Raw genomic sequence first — 19,116 nt, 5'->3', positions numbered from 1 at the left:
AACATGCCCGCAAACAGGGCCTTTCGGACTTGGCACGATTGCTGCTCCATCCCTCCGCATGTATCGGGAGGTCGCAATGGACAGCGTTCGCGTACGGAGCAAGGCAACGGCGGTGACGTGGCTGCTGCTGGTGATGGTGCTGGCACCGGCAGCGGTGCAGGCCTCGGGCGCACGGCAGGGCGTGAAGCAGCAACCGGGTGAAATCGTGCTGCTGCGGGATGTATCCGCGCGGCCGGCGTATCGGCCCGCTCCCCCGGGCGTGGCCTTGATAGCCGATCCCTCGCCCAAGCGCGAAGTCGCTGGCGCACTGGGCACCTCGACCGGCATGGACGAACTGAGCGACGACGATTACGCCTCGCTGGGCTCCAACACCGGCCTCTCTGCGGGGCACCCGCAGACCACCGTGGAGCGCGTCACCACCAGCACCATCAACAGCACCCTGGGCAAGGCCACCAGCAGCGGTGTGCTGTCGGGCAGCTCGCTCGGCCGCAGCATCGGCGGGCCGATGGGCGCGGTGGGCAACGCCACCCGCGGTATCGGTGACCAGGTGCGCGGTGCGCTGGCGCAATTCCCGCTCGGCCAGCCGGCCGGTGCGCCTGCAGGTGGGCCCGGCAAATGAAGCGCGCCACCGTGCTGCTCTCGCTGGGGCTCTCGCTGGCGCTGCCACTGCCGCTGAACGCGCAACAGGCAGACGACTACGCCGGCATGCTGGGCTACCTCAACAACACCCGCCTGGAGGGCCGCGCGCTGAGCGGCGCCGACGGCGCCATGGTGGTCAACATGGCCGCCGGCGACCTCAACCTGCAGGCCAACCTGCTGGGTATCGCCAGTGGCGAAAACGCACAGGTCAACATCGATGCACGCCAACGCCTCGCCGGCAACCGCGTGCGCGCCGATGGCGCGCTGGATGCCAGCGCCAGCATCGGCGGCCAGGCACTGAACGGCGCCAGCGGCGTCGCCATGATCAACCAGGCCAGCGGTATCGGCAACGCGGCGCTCAACGTCGTCACGGCCACGCTGGCGCAACAGGGCATACGCGAGACGAACGACGAGGCCTTGGCCGCGTCGGGGGCACTCGCGTCAGCAGGGGGGCAGGGCACCGCACGTCGCGGTGGTTCCGCCGGAACCCGCAGTGTCGCCGTGGAGGACACCGCACTGCAGGGATTCGACGGCGTTCTGCAACTCAATCAAATCGCGGGTACCGGCAACACCACCGCCAACCAGTTGGGCATTTCGGTGCAGTCCACCCCGTGAGCAGTTCCATCCACCCGATTGACCGTGAAGAGAGAGGGCACCATGAACACCATGAACAAGACGGTACTTGCGCTGGCCATCGCAGTTGCGGCTACCGCATCTGCCTCCGCACAGGACAACCAGAACGCAAGCGCGTTCATCAACCACATCCACAACGTGTGGGAAACCCGCACCAACACCAACACGAACACGAACACCAACCTCAATACCGACGTTGATACCAACATCAACACCGATATCGACACCGATGTCGACACCGACATCACCACCAGCATCGATACCGATATCGATACCAACATCGATACCAACATCCGCAATGACTGGGATTCGCGCACCCGCGTACGCAACAACAGCACCACCAACACCAGCTCCGACACCAGCACCAGGACCACGACCAAGAGCTACAGCGACACCAGCGACGTGAACCACACGCGCAATGTCTCGGTCAACGAAAACGTGCAGAAGAACAGCAACATCCAGGCAGACGAGCGCAAGGAAAAGAACAACCACGGCGTGGACGTGAACCTGGAATCGGACCTGCAGGTGGGTGCGGACGTGCAGTTCCGCGGCCGTCCGACCGTCTCGGGTGACCTGGAAGTGGACTCGGCCGCGATTGCCATCATCGACAACCGCCAGTCGATCACCGACAACGAAGGCGACAACCAGCTGCTCGAGAACAATTCCTCGATCAGCGAAAACGTGGCGCAGGACGCGTCGGGCAACCTCGGCTTCAACACTGCCGCCGGTGACAACAATGCCCAGGACAACGCCGCCTCGCTGTCCGCCGCCGATGCTTCGTTCACCTTCGGCATGTCCGATGCGCAGGTGTACGTGAACCAGTACGGCGCCGGCAACACCACCACCAACGAAGGCGTGGTCAACAACTCCAGCCTCAGCGGCAACGCCTTCCGCGGCGCCACCGGCAACATCGGCGTGAACAGCGCCGCCGGCAACAACAACGAGCAGAAGAACGCCCTGGCTGCGTCGGTGTCCACCGCCCGCATGGCCACCGCGAGCATCAGCTCGAACCAGGTGTCCACCGGCAACAGCGTGTCGAACGAGGGCTACGTGAAGGCCATGCGTGACACCACCCAGGTCACCCTGCGTGGCAACGTCCGGGGCGGTACTGCAGCCATCGGCGTGGGTGGTTACGCCGGTCGCGGCAATGCCTACCAGAAGGAAAACTTCTACCCGGATACCTGGAGCGGCTCGTCGCACACCGGTGGCAACCAGACCGGGCACATCGACCTGGATGCTGACGCCCAGGGCGCCACCGACAACCCGTACAACGAAGGTGCGGGCGGTCTCGCCTTCGACACCGACGAGCGCGGCGTTCTGGCGTACGGTGAAGTGGGCTATGCCGATCTGCAGGCCAGCCTGAGCGGTACCGTGGCCACCACCCGTTGGGTCGTGGAACGTGCCGAAAACAACGCTTCGCTGTCGGGTGACTCGTTCCGCGGCGCCAGCGGCAACATCGGCGTGAACGTCGCAGCCGGCACCGGCAACCTGCAGGCCAACAGCCTGGCCCTGGCCGTGGCCCAGCCGTCCACTGGCGGCAACCCGGGCGGCGGTGGCGGCGAGTAACGCTGTCCGTTTTCGCAGGCAACACGCGTTGAGCGCAACAAACCCGGCCATCCGCCAATGGCCGGGTTCCCCGGGAGCCCCTGTTCCATCCTCCCCCTTTGGGGCAGGGGCTCCTTCCTTCTTCCGGAGCCATGCCGATGTGGTCGACCCGAGCCCTTTGCTGCGCGTTGTCACTGCTGATCCTGCCGGTGGGCGCCTCGCGCGCCGGTGATGTGTCCTTCAGCGGCGTGCTGCCCAATGGCGCGGTGTACTCCCAGCGCGTGGAGAGCATGCAGGAACGGCGCTTCCGCAACGTGGTGCGCCAACACACCGATTACAGCTGCGGCGCGGCCGCTTTGGCCACGATCCTGCGTTATGCCTACCACCTGGACGCGGACGAAGGCACGGTGATCGAAGGAATGATGGGGGTGTCGGACCCTGAACTGGTCCACCAGCGTGGCTTCTCGCTGCTGGACATCAAGCGTTACGTGGAATCGATGGGCATGCGTGGGCGCGGCTACCGCGTCAACGAAGAGCGCCTGCGCTCGCTGCGCGTGCCCGGGTTGGTGTTGATGGATGTGCGTGGCTTCCGCCACTTCGTGGTCCTCAAGCAGGTCCGCGGTAACGTGGTGGACGTAGCGGACCCGATCCTGGGCAACCGCAGCATCCCCGTCAACGAATTTCTCGAATCATGGCCGTCGCGCGCCGTGTTCGTCGTGATCGGTACCGATTTCGACCGCAACACCGTGTTGCTGCAGCCAGGCGAACAGCCAAGCGCGCGTTCGCTGTATGCACGGCAGGGCCCGATCACCGACGCGGAACTGGTGGATTTCGGTTTCACCCACGCCGATCTGTTCTAGGAGGCACCATGAACATCGCAAACTGGACGCACAGTGCATTGCTCATCGCGTTGCTCGGGGTCGCCCCGGTACACGCCGCCGATGCACCCACGGCGCAGGAGCAGGGACGCCCCGGCAAGGGATTGAGCGAGATCCCCGACCCGGAACTGAAACTGATGCGCGGCCGCTACACCGTCAACGGCAATGCCGTGGCCTGGTTCGGCGTGACCATGGTTTCGCAATGGCAGGCCGGCAACCAGTCCGCACAGAGCGCGCTGACCCTGGGCATGGATTTCAGCCATGGCGGCAACACGCCCAAAGTGAGCTTCACGCCCAGCGTCACCGTCACCGCGGCCGACGCGCCGCTGCCGGAAACCCCGGGGCGCAGCGTGGATTCGAGTGGCCTGCAGAACGTGGCCGGGCTCACCCAGAGCATCCAGGTGGCCGGTGACAACAACGTGGCCAGCAACGCCACCCAGTTGAACGTGCGCGAAGGCACCGCACCCACCACCACCGAACAGAGCGCCCCGCAGGCCAGCGCGCAGCAGGGCGGCGTGAGCGCCGTGGCCCAGCAGGATGGCAACAGCGCCAGCGTGCAGCTGCAGATCCAGGGCGTGGGCCAGGTCCAGCAATGGATCCGCAACGGCAGCGTCGGCCAGAGCATCGCCGTGGCCAGCGATGGGCAAACGGCCAGCAACCGCATGCAGATCGACCTGGTGCGGCAGACCCTGGCCAACAGCGCGTCGCTGAACCAGAACGTGGCCCAGGCGATGAACCTGGTACGCGGCGTAGGCATGGGGCCCGGCCAGTAACACCGGTCGGGTGGGGGGAACGACACCAGAACGCAGGGCAAGGAAATGCACACCTCGATATGCACGACACCGCTGGCGCTGGCGGCGCTGGCACTGACCGCGTCAGCTGCGGCAAACGCCCAGGACGCACCGGCCACCCCGGCAGACGAAGCAGACGTAAAAGCACTCATCCAGCAGCTGGAAACGCTCAAAGCCAATTACGCCCAGGAAGTGCGCCGGCTGCGCGAACTGGACATGCAGGTGCAGGCCATGCAGGCCCGCTTGAGCGGCAAGACCGCACCGCTGGCCGGCGCCGCCCCGCCCGAACCGCTGCCCTCGAGCACCCCCGCCGCACCCCCGACCGGCGATGGCTACGCCAGCACCGCCGCCGAAGCGCAGCAGGCCAAAGAAGCCTCGCGCCGCAGCGTCGACGACGTCAAACAACAGACCTCGACCCTGTTCACCCGCCGCTTCACACTGGAAAACAGCCTCAGCTACGCACGCTACGACCGCAAGCAGCTGACCCTCAACGGCTTCCTCGCCCTCGACGCGATCTTCCTCGGCAACATCGCCATCGAAAACGTCGAGTCCGACACCCTCACCTACAACCTCGCCGCACGCTGGGGCCTCACCCCGCGCCTGGCCCTGAACCTGGACGTGCCGTACCTGGCCCGCAAGACCGTCTTCCAGAAGGGCGGCGCCGGCGGCTCGGCGGCGGCCATCGCCCAGGAAGAAACCACCGGCAACGGCATCGGCGACATCAGCCTCAGTGCCAACTACAAACTGTTCTCCGAAAAAGGCCGCTGGCCCGAAACCGTGTTGACCGTCGGCGCCACCGCCCCCACCGGCCGCGAACCCTACGGCCTGAGCTGGAAAGTGCTCGAGCGCGACGATGACGACTTCATCCGCTTCGCCGTGCCCGAACAGCAACCCACCGGCAACGGCGTCTGGCAGGCCAACGTCGGCCTGTCGGCGGTCAAGACCGCCGACCCGGCCATCCTGTTCGCCAACATCGGCTACATCCACTCGTTCGAAAACAGCTTCGACGACCTCGACGCCAACCCCGATACCGTCAACCCCGGTGACGTCAAACTCGGCGGCTCGTACTACTTCGGTGCCGGCGTCGCGTTCGCCTTCAACGAACGCACCAGCCTCAGCATCTCCTTCAGCGACAAGCTCAGCGCCCGCGCCTCCACCCGCTTCAAGGGCGGGCAGTGGGTCAAGATCGTCGGCAGCGACGCCAACGCGGCCACGCTCAACCTGGGCATCACCTACGCACTCAACCAGAACACCACGATCGTGAGCCTGCTGGGGATCGGCCTGACGCCGGATTCGCCGGACTTCACCCTGGCATTCAAGGTGCCGTACATCCTGTAACGCGCGTATCGACCAGCGGTCGATACCTACCGCGGCCATGGTGACGGCCGGCCAACGGAAGGCATCAGCGAAGCCCCAGCTTTTCCCATGGCCACCGACCCGATGTCGAAGGGTCGGCGGGGGCGGGTTTGCGGGACCGTAGAGCGCCATGGATGGCGCGAACGAGCCTACATGGGTGAAGGCGCACTGCTTGCGAGGCACTGCCTCGCGTGCGACTGAACGCACAGCCGCTGGCGGCTGGGCCGGGCCGCGGAGCGGGACTTGCGGCGTGTCCCGCAAACCCGCACCCGCCGGCCCAAAGCCCGTACGTTCGCAAACCAAGGCGTTTGACGTTAGCGCAACTCAGGCAGGGCGAGTTGATGCTTGCGGCAGAGGCGATACACGGTCACACGAGACACCTGCATCGTTCGGGCGCAGGCAGTGATGTTGAACGCGTTATCGCGCAGGGCCTGCAACAAGGCATCGCGCTCGGCCGCCTGGCGCGCGTCGTGCAGCAGCCGCTGCGGCATCTCCACCTGCGGTGGCAGCAGCTCCAGATCGGCCACATTGATCAGCTCGGCCTCGCTCACGATCGCCGCCCGCTGCACCCGGTTCAACAGCTCGCGCACATTGCCCGGCCAGTTGAACCGCAGCAGCGCCTGCGCCGCTTCCGTCGTGAACCCGCGCGCGCGCGTCACGTGCCGACGGCGGAAACTGGCCAGGAAATGCTCCGCCAGCAGCACGATGTCGCTGCCGCGGTCGCGCAGCGCCGGCATCGGCAAGCGCAGCACATTGAGCCGGTAGAACAGATCGCGGCGGAACTGCCCACGCTCCACCGCCTGCTCCAGATCAATGTGCGTTGCCGCCACCACCCGTACATCCACCGCCAGCGGATGATTGCTGCCCACCCGCTCGATCGTGCCTTCCTGCAGCACCCGCAACAGGTTCGTCTGCGCATCCAGCGGCAGGTCGCCGATCTCGTCAAGGAACACCGTGCCCCCGCTGGCCGTCTCGAACAGGCCCAGCCGACGCGTCGCCGCACCGGTGAACGCCCCACGCTCATGCCCGAACAGTTCCGACTGCACCAGCGCCGCCGGAATCGCCCCGCAGTTCACCGCCAGGAATGGCCGCGCATGCCGCGGTGACAGCGCATGCAGTGCCTGCGCCGCCAGCTCCTTGCCCGTGCCCGTTTCACCCGTGACCAGCACCGGCAGTTCCACCGGCGCGAACTTGCGCAACGCCGCCCGTGCCACCTGCAGCACCGCACTGTTCCCGACGAGTGCCTGTGCACCGGCCGGCGAACGCGTCTCGTCGCCGTCCGCCAGGTGCTGCAGCCGCTGTACCAGGCTGGAGAGATCCAGCGGCGCCGTGAACGTCTCCACACACCCCGCCAGCAACGACTGCAGCGGCGGCGGCGTGGGGTAGGGCCCGGGCGGCAGGATCGCCAGCACGCGCATGTGCCGGTGCTGCTCCAATAGCGCCTGCAGGTGCTCCACGTTGCCGGGGGCCGCCCCGCGCAGGTCAAGCAGCCCGACCACCAGGTCGCTGCCGCGCATGCCGATGGCCACGCATGCATCGCTGGCCACCCCGCGCACCTGCCACCCTTCCGCTGCCAATGCGGCGCGCTCGGCCGCGTGTGGTTGCCCAAACCAGATCACACACCGGGCCGGAAATTCAGGGACTGCCGCCATGCGTCACCTTTACTGGAAAGATCCCGGGCGGTGTCTACTGGTCGGCGTGACCCCGGCGAGCCGCCCCACGCCGGAGTCAACAACCCCTGCCGAAGCCGGCCTGGGCTGGTCGCACGCACTTGGAATTGCTCGAACGACAGTAGGGACAACGCCGGTTGCCCCCGTTACCGGCCACCGGCGCCCATAACGAAAAAGGCCGCTGCACGGGGCAGCGGCCTTCAAATGGCGGGGCGGGCCGGCCGGCTCAGAGCTCGACGCGGCGGGCCTGCATGAACTTGCCGCTCCAGTAACCCGAGACCAGGCTGTCCACGCGGACGTCCTTGCCGGTGCTGGGGGCGTGCAGGAAGCGGCCTTCGCCCACGTAGATGCCCACGTGGTCGACCCGGCCCCTGCGGCCGAAGAACACCAGGTCACCGGCCGCCAGCGCGTTGCGGTCGTTGATCAGCTCGGCTTCGCCGTCATGGGCCATTTCACGCGAGACGCGCGGCAGGTCGATGCCCAGCGCGGTCTTGAATACGTAGCCGACCAGCCCGCTGCAGTCGAAACCGCTGTCCGGCGAGGTGCCGCCCCAACGGTACGGGGTGCCCAGCAGCGTCATCGCACGGCGCAGCAGCGACTGCACCTTGCCATTGTCGGCGGCCCCGCCGACCACGACGCCATTGGCGCCGGAGCTGGCATCGTAGTTGGCCAGCAGGCGGCTCAGGTCGCCGGCGAACATCGCCGAGCGGTCCATGAGCGGAATGGTGTCGTTGGCCGCCAGGTGCGGAAGCAGGGCGGCGAGGGTGGCACTGGCAGCGGCATCGGCCTTGCTGCGGGCCGGCGCGTCAGCCTTGGGCTTGGCGGCGGCGGGGATCTCGGTGGCGGCTGCGGTGGCAACCGGAGCAGCATCGACGGCGGTCGTCGGTGCCGTCTGCGCCCAGGCCGGAAGGCTGGCCAGGCAGAGGGCGAAAGCGATAAGAGCGGGGCGGGCAGTGCGCCGGAAAGTGGCGGTCTGGCCTTGGCACGTCAGGTCGGCTGTCGTCACGCGGCGGTCACTGAATAAAAACGATGGGTGATGATGCCGTGTAAGACGTGTGATTTGGTACAAATTTCGTTAAATTTTCGTTTATATGAACGTGATGAAGGTCACATTTTTAGACCTTTGCCCTGTTCATTTCAGTGAAGGACACGTTTCGCCCCTGTGTAGTGCTGCTTCCAGTAGGTGCCGCCGAGCGAATCCAGCCGGACCGTTCCGCCGGTGCTCGGGGCATGCACGAAGCGCCCTTCGCCCACGTAGATGCCGACGTGGAAGACGTTGCCGCGGTCGCCGAAGAACACCAGATCGCCCGGTGCCAGCCGCTGCGGATCGATCTTCGGTCCCTGCACCGCCGCCAGGTCGCGCGAAGTCCGGGGCAGCTTCAGGTCCAGCATTTCCCGGTACACGTAGGCCACCAGCCCGCTGCAGTCAAAGCCCGACTCGGGGGTGTTGCCGCCGTAGCGGTAGGGCGTGCCGACCAGCCCGATGGCGCGCATCAGCACCGCATTGGCCGCCTGCGGGTCGTTGGGTACCACCGTCGGCCAGACCTGGGTGGAGGCGGCCGGCGCACTCGGGCGGGTGGTCTTGCCGCCGCCGCAGGCGGCCAGCAGGGCCAGGGCAAGCACGGCGGCAACCCGGGCAACAGAGCGGTTCAAGCGCGGAACTGGCGTCATGTGCGTGATGTCCGGATAATGCGCGGCCTCAGAAGGCCGTCATGATGGCGGCGTACTTGGCGGGCGACAACCCGTCCCACCCGTCTGCCCTGGCAGCCTCAGCACAAGAGTTCCGCATGAAGATCGAAAAAGACCGCGTCGTCCGCTTCCATTACACCGTCGCCGAGCAGGGCCATGAGCCGATCGAGAGCTCCAGGGACCGTGACCCGCTGGCGATCCTGATCGGCCACGGCAACATCATCCCGGGCCTGGAAGCCGCCATGCTCGACAAGGAAGCCGGCGCCTCCTTCGAGGTCGATGTGAAGGCCGCCGACGCCTATGGCGAGCGCAAGGAAGGCCTGAGCCAGCGCGTGCCGAAGAAGCACTTCGGTGAAACCCGCCTGGTGAAGGGTCAGCAGGTCGTGCTGCAGACCAACTTCGGCCCGCGCGCCGTGACCGTTGAAAAGGTCGGCATGAGCGTGGTCGACGTGGACCTCAACCACCCGATGGCCGGCAAGGACCTGCACTTCTCGGTCGAGATCGTCGACGTGCGTGAAGCTGCTGCCGCAGAACTCGAGCACGGCCACGTGCACGGCGACGGCGGCCACCAGCACTGAGTGCAGGCCACCGTATGAGGCAACGGCCCGCTTCGGCGGGCCGTTGCGTATCTGCAGCCCCGAAATGCCGGGCGGCCTGCGGGCTGCGGCGGCATACTGTCCGCCCTGCCAAGTGAGTCGCCCGTGAAGCCTGTTTCCCCCACGCTGCAGCCGGTGGCTGCCGGCGACCGCATCGAAGTCATCGACATCCTGCGCGGGGTCGCGCTGCTGGGCATCCTGTTGATGAACATGGAAGCGCTGAGCGGCCCGCTGGACCTGGCCTTCACCGGCATCGACCCGCACTGGCAGGGGCTGGACTACTGGATTGATGCCGCCGTCTACGTGCTGGTGCAGGGCAAGTTCTTCACCCTGTTCTCGCTGTTGTTCGGCGCCGGCTTTGCGATCATGGCGCAGCGTGCCGAAGCGGCGCGCCGCGACTTCACGACCTTCTACCTGCGCCGCAGCGGCGGGCTGCTGCTGATCGGCCTGTGCCATGCGTTGCTGGTGTGGTCCGGCGACATCCTGGTGATCTACGCGCTGGTGTCGTTGCCGCTGCTGGCCACGCGCGAAGCGCCGCAACGCTGGCTGCCGGCGATGGGCGTGGCCACCTACCTGTGTGCGGCGGCGATGATGCTGCTGCTGGGCGCGATGCTGGGCCTGGTCGGACAGGTCGAAGGCGATGGCGGCGCCCTCGGCTCGGCCATGGCGCAGGGCCAGCAGACCGTCGAACTGCAGCGTCAGGCGTATGGCCATGGCAGCTTCGGCCAGGCGGTGGCGCAGCGGGCCAGCGATCTGGGCACGGCCCTGTCCGGGGCGCTGATCATTGGCCCGGAAGTGCTGGGCATGTTCCTGCTCGGCAGCTGGTTCGCACGCAGTGGCGCGCTGGCCGACCCGGCGCGGTTCGAGCGCCTCTACCGTTGGTTGCGGCGCGGCGCGTTGCCGGTTGGACTGCTGTTGATGCTCATCAGCGCGAGCTGGGTGCCGTACCTGGCGCCCGGCACGTTCACCCCCACCACCGGCGCGGCGTATGCGCTGTCGTCGGTGGCCAGCCTGTTGATGTGCCTGGGCTACCTGGCCTGGATCGTGCGCTGGCGGGACCGCCTGCGCGTGCTGGCGCCGATGGGGCGGATGGCGCTGACCCAATACATCCTGCAGTCACTGGTCTGCACCTGGCTGTTCTACGGCTACGGGCTGGGCGCGTTTGAAACGATGCCGCGTGCCTGGCAGGTTCCGTTCGCGGTGGCGCTGTTCGCATTGCAGGTGCTGCTCAGCCATGCGTGGCTGCGCCATTTCCGGTTCGGGCCGCTGGAGTGGATCTGGCGCGCGATGACCTACGGGCGTTGGCCAGCGTTGCGCCGATGAAACGATTCAGGCCGCGTCGTCACGTTTGAATCGCGACGTGGCGTGGCATGCTGGCGCCCATGACAACGCATTACGACTACGATCTGATCGTGCTGGGCGGTGGCTCCGGTGGCCTGGCCGCCGCCTTCCGCGCAGCGCAGCACGGCAAGCGGGTGGCGATGCTGGAACCGGGCGAACTGGGCGGTACCTGCGTCAACGTGGGCTGCGTGCCGAAGAAGGCGATGTGGCTGGCGGCCGACCTTTCCGGGCGGATCGGCCTGGCTGCGGCGATGGGCTTCGATGTACCGGCGCGACCGGCGCTGGACTGGAAGGAACTGGTGGTGCATCGCCAGGCTTACATCGCCAACATCCATGCCAGTTACCTCAAGCGCCTGAACGACAGCAAGGTGGTGCGCGTGCCGCGCAAGGGAAGGCTGCTGGATGCCCACACGGTGGAATGCAGCGATGGCATCCGCATCAGCGGGGAACACGTGCTGCTCGCCACCGGTGCCCACCCGCAGCGCCCGGACATTCCCGGCGCCGAACTGGGGTCGGTGTCGGACGACTTTTTCAACCTGTGCGGCGCCCCCGGGCGCGTGGCGATTGTCGGTGGCGGTTACATCGCCGTGGAACTGGCCGGCCTGCTGCAGGCACTGGGCAGCCGCGTCACGTTGCTGGTGCGCGGCGAACGCCTGCTGGAGCGCTTCGACGCGGAGCTGACCGCACAGTTGGCCGAGAACCTGCGCCACCAGGGCGTGCAGCTGCACTTCAATTACCGGCTGCGCGAACTGCGGCGCGAGGGCGATGATCTCATTGCCTACGGCCACGATGGCCCGGCCGAACCGCACTTCGACCAGGTGTTCTTCGCGACCGGTCGGCGTGGCAATAGTGCCGGGCTGGGACTGGAGGCACTGGGCATCGTGGTCGGTGACAAGGGCGAGGTCGAGGTTGACGACTGGCAGACCACGGCGGTGCCCAGCGTGCACGCGGTGGGCGATATCGCAGGCAAGGTAGGCCTGACCCCAGTGGCCATCGCCGCCGCCCGCAAGCTGATGGACCGCCTGTTCGGCGGACAGCCGCAGGCGAAGATGGATTACCAGAACATCGCCAGCGTGGTGTTCTCGCACCCGGCGCTGGGCGCGGTGGGCTTGAGCGAAGAAGAGGCGCGCGCCCGTCACGGTGACGTGCGCATCTACCGCACCAATTTCCGACCGATGCTGCAGGCGCTGGCCGATGGCACCCAGCGCAGCCTGTTCAAACTGGTCTGCGTGGGCGAAGAGGAGCGGGTGGTAGGCGTACACCTGCTCGGCGAATCGGCCGACGAGATCCTGCAGGGTTTCGCGGTCGCGGTGAAAATGGGCGTCACCAAGGCCCAGCTCGACGACACCGTCGCCATCCATCCGACATCGTCGGAAGAGGTGGTGTTGATGCGCTGAGGCGTATCAACACCACCTGGGTAGCTGCCGACCGTTGTTCGGTAGACATCCGCTGATGCGACAATGCGTGGGATGTCGCACGCGCTTCCCACCTCCTCCCCACGCCTTGCCACCTCCGGCATCCTGCTCGCCGCCGTCGGCGCGGTAGCCGCCTCCGGCAAGGCCGTGATCGTCAAACTGGCCTATCGCCACGGCGTGGACGCTACCACGCTGCTGGCATTGCGCATGCTGATGGCGTTCCCGTTGTTTGCGTTGCTTGCAGTCTGGTCGGCCCGCCGCGCCACCGCCTTGTCCTGGGCCGACCGGGGGCGGGTGGTGTGGCTGGGCTTCACCGGCTACTACCTTTCCAGCCTGCTCGACTTCCAGGGACTGCAGTACATCAGCGTGACCCTTGAACGGCTGATCCTGTACCTCAATCCCACCCTGGTGCTGCTGATCAGCCTGGTGCTGCTGAAAAAGAAGCCCGGGCGCTGGCAGGTGGCCGCGCTGGTACTCAGCTATCTCGGCGTGCTGCTGGCCTTCGGCCACGACCTGCAGCTGGAAGGCGGGCGCATCGTACTGGGCAGTGCGCTGGTGTTCGCCAGCGCGCTCAGCTACGCGCTGTACCTGTTCGGCAGCGGCCAGGTGGTGGCGCGGATCGGCGCGGTCCGGCTCACCGCCTATGCCAGCTGCGTGGCCTGCGTGCTGTGCGCGCTGCACTTCGCGGTCCTGCACCCGCTGCCGGTGCTGTTCCAGCAGCCGGTACCGGTGTACTGGCTGTCGCTGGTCAACGCGACGGTCTGCACGGTGCTGCCGGTGCTGGCGATCATGCTGGCGGTGAAGCGGATCGGCTCGTCGCTGGCCGCGCAGGTGGGTATGCTCGGGCCGGTATCCACCATCGTGATGAGTCTATGGCTGCTCGACGAACCCATGGGCCCCTGGCAGATCCTGGGGACGGCGCTGGTGCTGGTCGGCGTGCTGCTGGTCAGCCGCGTGCGCGCGTGAAAAAACCCGCGTCGCCAGCCGACGACGCGGTGGACGCTGCCGCGCAGGCGCGCGAGCGCATCCTGGCGGTGATCCGTGCCATTCCGCGCGGGCAGGTGATGGGCTACGGCCAAGTGGCCGCCAAGGCCGGGCTGCCGGGCCGGGCACGACTGACCGCACGTGTGCTGGGCATGAACGAAGATCCGGAGCTGCCCTGGCACCGGGTGCTGCGCTCGGACGGGCGGATCGCGATGCCGGAAGGCTCGCGTGGCTGGCGCGAGCAGAACCAGCGGCTGCGCGCCGAAGGGGTGGTGATGGAGCGCGGGCGGGTCAAGCACATGCCGCGTGGCAGCGGCGATGACCTGGACGCGGCGGTGTGGGGACCGGGCTAGCCCGTTATGATGGGCGCGGTTCCAAAGGATGCCCCCATGTTCCCGCGACTGCCCACCGTCACCAAGGCACTGTTGATCGCCAACATCGTGCTGTTCCTGCTGCAGCAGCCGTTCCTGCTCGGCAACGGCACGTTCGAGCCGTTCATGCTGCAACCGCTGCGCGGTGGCTTCGACCCGTTCTCGCCGGGTGGCAATTTCCAGCCGTGGCAGCTGCTGACCTATGGGTTCCTGCACGGCAGCTTCGGGCACCTGTTCTTCAACATGCTGGCGCTCTTCATGTTCGGTGCGCCGCTGGAGCAGACCTGGGGCGAGAAGCGCTTCCTGACCTACTACCTGGTGTGCGTGGCCGGTGCCGGCCTGTGCCAGCTGGCCGTGGGCGCCATGATCGCCGACCCGGCCACCGTGCTGGGCGCATCCGGCGGCGTGTTCGGCCTGTTGCTGGCCTACGGCATGCTGTTCCCCAACCAGCGCGTGATGCTGCTGTTCCCGCCCATTCCGATGAAGGCGCGCACCTTCGTCATCGTGTTCGGCGTGATGGAACTGGTGCTCGGCGCCACCGGTTGGCAACCGGGCGTGGCCCACTTCGCCCACCTGGGCGGCATGTTGTTCGGCTGGCTGCTGATCCGCTACTGGCGGGGGCAGCCGCCATTCAACCGGCGCCCGCCAGGTGGCCCTAAGCGGCCCAACCACCTGCACAGCGTGAAGTAACTGCGCGACGTTCGCGCCGCCGCCAGCCTCTACCGGCAGGTGGCTCTACGTGCATGAAAAAGGGCGCCCCTGGGGGCGCCCTCATTCAATCCATCAACGTTTCGCTCAGCGCCAGATCTTGATCTGGTCGCTGTCCACGCGCTGCATCGGCTGTCCCGGCTTGCAGCTGAAGGTGGCACCGAAGGCGGGCAGGTTGGACAGCGGCACGTTGGTGCGCCACTTGCCCGGGGCCAGCGTGTCCGCGGTCAAGCGCTGCGCGGCTTCGCCCGGCGAGAGCTGCTGCGGCCACAGGCTGGCCCAGGCGCGGAAGAAGCCCTGCTGCGCGGCCGGCTTGGCGGCGGGTTCGGCCGATTGGTAGGCCGCCCATGCCAGTTCCACGCCGGCCAGATCGGCCAGGTTCTCTTCGCGGGTCAGTTCGCCATTGACCTTGGCCCCCTTCACGCCGGGGAAGTCCAGGCTGCTGTACTGCGCGGCCACGCGGTTGCCCAGCAGGTTCCAGGCGGTCTTGTCGGCCGGGGTCCACCAGCTGCGCAGTTCGCCCTTGGAATCGACCAGGGCACCCTTGGCATCGATCGCACGGTTCAGTTCGTGGGCAACCAGCGCGCCGAAGCTGCCGTACTTGTCGGCGTTGTCGGCCTTGGCATTGAACACCGGGCCCTGCAGCACGGCGGCTGTGACGATCAGGCGGTTCTGCGCGATGTCATAGGCCAGTGCCGGCTGCTGCGGCAGCACGTCCCAGCGGCGGTCGGCGTTGCCTTTGCCGATGCGCTTCATTTCTTCGCGATGGCGCCAGGTGGAGGCGATCAGCATGTTGCCGCCGAAGCTGCCACGGCCCATCGGCTGCACGCTGTAATCGAGGTCGCGCAGCGGCGTGCCGATCTCGATCTTCAGCGCGGCCAGCTTGGCTTGTGCTTCGGTCTTGGCTTCCGGGCTCAGCCAGCCGCTGGCCTTGACCGCCTCGATCTGGGTTTCGCGGATCTTGTCGACGATCACGGCGGCCTGGCGGCGATCGTCGGCCGACAGGTAACGTGCGGCATATTCACGACCGACCATCGGACCGGCGGCCACGTTCATCGCATCCAGCACCTGCTCCCAGCGGGCCGGGGCGATGGTTTCGCCACGGATCACGCGGCCGCGGAATTCAAACTCCGCGTCGCGGTAGGCCTTGGACAGGTAGGGGGCCATGGCATCGCCCACGCGCCAGCGCAGATAGGCCTTCCACTGGTCCGGCTTGATCCGGGTGACCATGCCGTCGAGCGCCTTGAACAGCTCCGGGTCGGACAACGAGACCAGGTCGTCGTTGACGCCCTGCGCCTTCAGGAACGCATCCAGCTGCAGGTTGCGGAAGCGGCTGTTGAGTTCCTTGGTGGAAATCGGCGCGTAGTTGTTGAACGGATTGTTGATGCCGGCCAGCGACTGCGCATTGCGCGCCAGCTCGGTTTCCAGCGCGATCACCGCCTGCGATTCGGCCTCCAGCTTGTCGGCCGGGGTGCCGGTCAGGGCCAGGATCTGCTTCACGTACGCACGGTAACGGCCCATCAGCGCCACGGTATCGGCGTCGGTGCGGGTGTAGAAGGCCGGGTCGGGCAGGCCCATGCCGCCCTGCATGAAGTAGCCGATGTGGCGATCCAGCGCCTTCAGGTCCACGTCCGGGGCGAAGTTGAAGGCCACCGGGATGCCGACCTGGTGCAGGGCGGCAATCGAGGCCGGCACATCCTTGGCCTTCTTGATGGCGTTGATGCGGGTCAGCAGCGGCGCGATCGGGGCCGAGCCGTCGGCTTCCACGGCCGCTTCATCCAGGCCGCTGGCCCAGAAGTCGCCCAGCAGCTTCTGCACGTTGCCCTGCGGTGCCTTCATCGCGCCGTCCAGCAGCTCGCGCTGCTGCACGCGGGTGCGCTCGGCGAGCTGGCCAATGGCGGTGGTGGCACCGGTCTGCGGCACCGGGTTGGCCTTCAGCCAGCCGGCATTGGTGGCGTCATGGAAGTCGCTGCACTGCGCGCTCACCGCGGGCGCACGGCTGGCGGCCTTCTTCTTCGGGGCGGCGGAGGCGTCGGTGACGACCAGGGTGGCCAGGCCCAGGCCGAGGGCGATGGCAAGCGGACGAAGGTTGGGCATGCGAAACAAATCCAGGAGGATTGAAGACCGCGGAACTATAGCAAGCTCGCATGAAAACGCAGCATTCACCGGCGCCGACGGTAGCCCCGGCCGTTGGCCGGCAACCGGGCAAACAAAAAGGCCCGGGAAAATCCCGGGCCTTTCTGCTTCACGCCACCGCGTGAACCATTACCAGATCACCACCTGCTTGTCGCCGGCGCGCACCATCGGCGTACCCGGCTTGCATTCGAACGCGGCCGCGAAGGTCGGCAGGTTCGACGGCGCGCCCATGGCACGGAACGCGGCCGGGGCGTGCGGATCGGTGGCCAGGCGGACCTTGGCGTTTTCCGGGGTGTACTTGGTGCGCCACACGGTGGCCCAGTTGAAGAAGAAGCGCTGGTCGCGGCTGAAGCCGTCCACCTTCGGGTCTTCCTTGCCGGCGCTGGCCTTCTGCAGGGCGTCGTAGGCAGTGGCCAGGCCGCCCAGGTCGGCGATGTTCTCGCCCAGGGTCAGCTTGCCGTTGACCGCCTGGTCGCCGACCTTGTAGCCGTCGAACTGGTTCACCAGCTTGCCGGTCAGCCCGCTGAAGTTCTTGGTGTCCGCATCGGTCCACCAGTTCTCGAAGTTGCCGGTCGGCCCGAAGCGGCTGCCCTGGTCGTCGTAGCCGTGGGTCATTTCGTGGCCGATCACCGCACCGATGCCGCCGTAGTTCAGCGCGTCGTCGGCCTTCGGGTCGAAGAACGGCGGCTGCAGGATGGCGGCCGGGAACACGATCTCGTTCTGCAGCGGGTTGTAGTAGGCGTTGACCGTCTGCGGGGTCATGCCCCACTCGGTCTTGTCCACCGGCTTGCCGATCTTGCCCAGCGCGAACTTGTAGTTGAATTCGTTGGCCGCGCGCACGTTGCCGAAGTAGCTGTCACGGCCGGTGCTCAGGCCGCTCCAGTCGCGCCACTTGTCCGGGTAACCGATCTTCGGGGTGAAGGTTTCCCACTTGGCGATGGCCTTGGCCTTGGTCTCATCGCTCATCCAGGTCAGGCCCTGGATGCGCTCCTTGAGCGCAGCGGCCAGGTTCTTGACCAGCTCTTCCATCTTGGCCTTCGACTCGGGCGAGAAGGCGACCTTGACGTACAGCTGGCCGAAGGCTTCACCGGCATCGTTTTCGATGGTGCCCAGCACGCGCTTCCAGCGCGGCTTCATTTCCTTCTGGCCGTTGAGGGTCTTGCCGTAGAACTCGTAGTTTTCCTGGGCGAAGGTGTCAGCCAGGAACGGCGACGCCGCATCCACGGTGTGGAAGCGCAGGTACGAACGCCACACCGACGGGTCGGTGTCGCCCAGCGCCTTGCTGACTTCCTGGTGGAAGCTGGGGATGGCCAGCGAGAACTTCTCCGGCGCGGCAATGCCCTGCGCTTCGAAGAACCGGCTCCAGCTGAAGTTCGGGGTCAGCTTGTCGGCGTCGGCCACGGTGACCGGGTTGTAGTACAGCGAGACATCGCGCGAGAGCTGCTCGCTGGACTTGGAGGCCTTGGCCAGGCGGGTTTCGAACTTGACCACGTCCGCGGCCTGCTTGGCGGCGTCGGCAGCGGCCACGCCGGACAGTTCCAGCACCTTGGCCACGTGCGCCTGGTAGGCCTTGAGCTTGTCGGCGTTCTTGGCGTCGGTGTAGTACGTGGTGTCCGGCAGGCCCAGGCCACCCTGGCTGGCGTAGGCCATGTTCATGCTGGAGTTCTTGAAGTCCGCTTCCGGACCGAACCCGAACAGCACGTTTTCGCCCTTGGCGGCGGTGGTGCGCAGGTAGTTGGCGATGGCGTCCTTGTCCTGCAGGCCGTCGATGGCGGCCAGGTCGGCCTTGATCGGCTCGATGCCCTGCGCGTTGATCTTGGCTTCGTCCATGCCGGTGGCCCAGAAGTCGCCGACGATCTTTTCGATGCCGGTCGGGTTCTTCACCGCTGCGACCTGTTCGGCCAGCTGGTGCTGCACGGCGACCGAGCGCTCGTCCAGGATGGTGAAGGCGCCCCAGCTGGTGCGGTCGCCCGGGATTTCATTGGCGGCCAGCCACTTGCTGTTCACGTAATCGCCGAACGCGGTGCAGGCGTCCAGGCTCTTGTCCAGGTCGGACGGGTGGAAGGCGTTGTAAGCCGGCAGCTTCGCTTCGTCGAGCTTGAACTCGGTGGCGGCCGGGGCGGCGGCGGTCGGGGTGGCGGTGGAGGCCGCGCTGTCCGTAGCCGGGGTTTCGTTCTTGCCGCAGCCGACCAGCGCGGCCGAAACGGCCAGGGTCAGCAGGACAATCTTGGGAGTACGAGAGATCACTAGTATGGCCTCCGGGCCGAAGAATCTTTCAGGAAGGCCCCCTGATGGGGGCCGTGGGCCAGACGATACGCCGCTGGCCCGGCCTGCAAGGGTGTCGAAGGTCATGTATACAGCGAG

The 19,116-nt window shown here is 66.9% G+C and carries 17 protein-coding genes; 12 read left to right on the top strand and 5 right to left on the bottom strand.

Annotated features, from left to right (window positions below; genetic code table 11):
* The first annotated feature begins 76 nt into the window (after positions 1–76).
* From AC06E7_RS01015 to AC06E7_RS00990, 6 genes are all read left to right on the top strand, one after another.
* Positions 77–619, top strand: a complete 543-nt coding sequence (locus tag AC06E7_RS01015) for a hypothetical protein (RefSeq protein WP_217537144.1) — start codon at positions 77–79, stop codon at positions 617–619.
* Positions 616–1,254, top strand: coding sequence for a hypothetical protein (locus tag AC06E7_RS01010; RefSeq protein WP_478062533.1), 639 nt, complete (start codon positions 616–618; stop codon positions 1,252–1,254). The genes AC06E7_RS01015 and AC06E7_RS01010 overlap by 4 nt, the downstream gene beginning before the upstream one ends.
* Before the next feature lie 42 nt (positions 1,255–1,296).
* Positions 1,297–2,838: an adhesin gene (locus AC06E7_RS01005; protein ID WP_217537149.1), complete on the top strand. Its 1,542-nt coding sequence runs from the start codon at positions 1,297–1,299 to the stop codon at positions 2,836–2,838.
* Positions 2,839–2,975: 137 nt separating this feature from the next.
* Positions 2,976–3,677, top strand: coding sequence for a C39 family peptidase (locus AC06E7_RS01000; protein WP_478062532.1), 702 nt, complete (start codon positions 2,976–2,978; stop codon positions 3,675–3,677).
* Between the two features lie 8 nt (positions 3,678–3,685).
* Positions 3,686–4,468, top strand: coding sequence for a hypothetical protein (locus AC06E7_RS00995; RefSeq protein ID WP_478062530.1), 783 nt, complete (start codon positions 3,686–3,688; stop codon positions 4,466–4,468).
* Positions 4,469–4,513: 45 nt separating this feature from the next.
* Positions 4,514–5,824, top strand: coding sequence for a transporter (locus tag AC06E7_RS00990; RefSeq protein ID WP_068853510.1), 1,311 nt, complete (start codon positions 4,514–4,516; stop codon positions 5,822–5,824).
* A 332-nt stretch (positions 5,825–6,156) separates the two neighbouring features.
* Here AC06E7_RS00990 and AC06E7_RS00985 read toward each other — a convergent pair whose 3' ends face one another.
* The 3 genes from AC06E7_RS00985 to AC06E7_RS00975 form a co-directional block, all read right to left on the bottom strand.
* Complete coding sequence (locus AC06E7_RS00985) at positions 6,157–7,494, bottom strand: sigma-54 interaction domain-containing protein (protein WP_478062528.1); 1,338 nt, start codon at positions 7,492–7,494, stop codon at positions 6,157–6,159.
* Positions 7,495–7,738: 244 nt separating this feature from the next.
* Positions 7,739–8,503, bottom strand: a complete 765-nt coding sequence (locus AC06E7_RS00980) for a C40 family peptidase (RefSeq protein WP_249834377.1) — start codon at positions 8,501–8,503, stop codon at positions 7,739–7,741.
* A gap of 146 nt (positions 8,504–8,649) precedes the next feature.
* Entirely contained in the window at positions 8,650–9,183 is a 534-nt protein-coding gene (locus tag AC06E7_RS00975; protein WP_336443242.1) for a C40 family peptidase, read from the bottom strand.
* Positions 9,184–9,299: 116 nt separating this feature from the next.
* Between AC06E7_RS00975 and AC06E7_RS00970 the strand changes: the two genes are divergently transcribed.
* The 6 genes from AC06E7_RS00970 to AC06E7_RS00945 all read left to right on the top strand — a co-directional run bounded on the left by AC06E7_RS00970 (position 9,300) and on the right by AC06E7_RS00945 (position 14,598).
* On the top strand, positions 9,300–9,779 hold the full coding sequence (locus AC06E7_RS00970) for an FKBP-type peptidyl-prolyl cis-trans isomerase (protein WP_478062526.1): 480 nt from the start codon (positions 9,300–9,302) through the stop codon (positions 9,777–9,779).
* Between the two features lie 96 nt (positions 9,780–9,875).
* Positions 9,876–11,120, top strand: a complete 1,245-nt coding sequence (locus AC06E7_RS00965; RefSeq protein ID WP_478063602.1) for a DUF418 domain-containing protein — start codon at positions 9,876–9,878, stop codon at positions 11,118–11,120.
* A 59-nt stretch (positions 11,121–11,179) separates the two neighbouring features.
* Positions 11,180–12,535 (top strand): glutathione-disulfide reductase, encoded by a 1,356-nt coding sequence (gene gorA, locus AC06E7_RS00960; RefSeq protein WP_426805806.1) that lies wholly within the window; start codon positions 11,180–11,182, stop codon positions 12,533–12,535.
* A gap of 63 nt (positions 12,536–12,598) precedes the next feature.
* On the top strand, positions 12,599–13,519 hold the full coding sequence (locus tag AC06E7_RS00955) for a DMT family transporter (protein ID WP_478062524.1): 921 nt from the start codon (positions 12,599–12,601) through the stop codon (positions 13,517–13,519).
* The gene (locus tag AC06E7_RS00950; protein WP_478062522.1) at positions 13,516–13,890 is read left to right on the top strand and encodes an MGMT family protein; all 375 of its coding nucleotides are present in this window, start codon (positions 13,516–13,518) and stop codon (positions 13,888–13,890) included. Before AC06E7_RS00955 ends, AC06E7_RS00950 begins: the two co-directional genes overlap by 4 nt.
* 36 nt (positions 13,891–13,926) lie before the next feature.
* Positions 13,927–14,598, top strand: a complete 672-nt coding sequence (locus tag AC06E7_RS00945) for a rhomboid family intramembrane serine protease (protein ID WP_478062520.1) — start codon at positions 13,927–13,929, stop codon at positions 14,596–14,598.
* A gap of 105 nt (positions 14,599–14,703) precedes the next feature.
* Here the strand turns inward: AC06E7_RS00945 and AC06E7_RS00940 are convergent, their stop codons facing one another.
* Positions 14,704–16,713 carry a M13 family metallopeptidase gene (locus AC06E7_RS00940; RefSeq protein ID WP_068853496.1) on the bottom strand — a complete coding sequence of 670 codons (2,010 nt, stop codon included), beginning with the start codon at positions 16,711–16,713 and terminating at the stop codon, positions 14,704–14,706.
* A 168-nt stretch (positions 16,714–16,881) separates the two neighbouring features.
* The gene (locus AC06E7_RS00935) at positions 16,882–18,996 is read right to left on the bottom strand and encodes a M13 family metallopeptidase (RefSeq protein ID WP_449324786.1); all 2,115 of its coding nucleotides are present in this window, start codon (positions 18,994–18,996) and stop codon (positions 16,882–16,884) included.
* Between the last annotated feature and the right edge of the window lie 120 nt (positions 18,997–19,116).

The sequence above is a fragment of the Stenotrophomonas sp. Steno-Z4 genome, assembly GCF_056393145.1.
The sequence above is the reverse complement of the archived record's forward strand: the minus strand, read 5'-3'. Positions and strand labels throughout refer to the sequence as shown.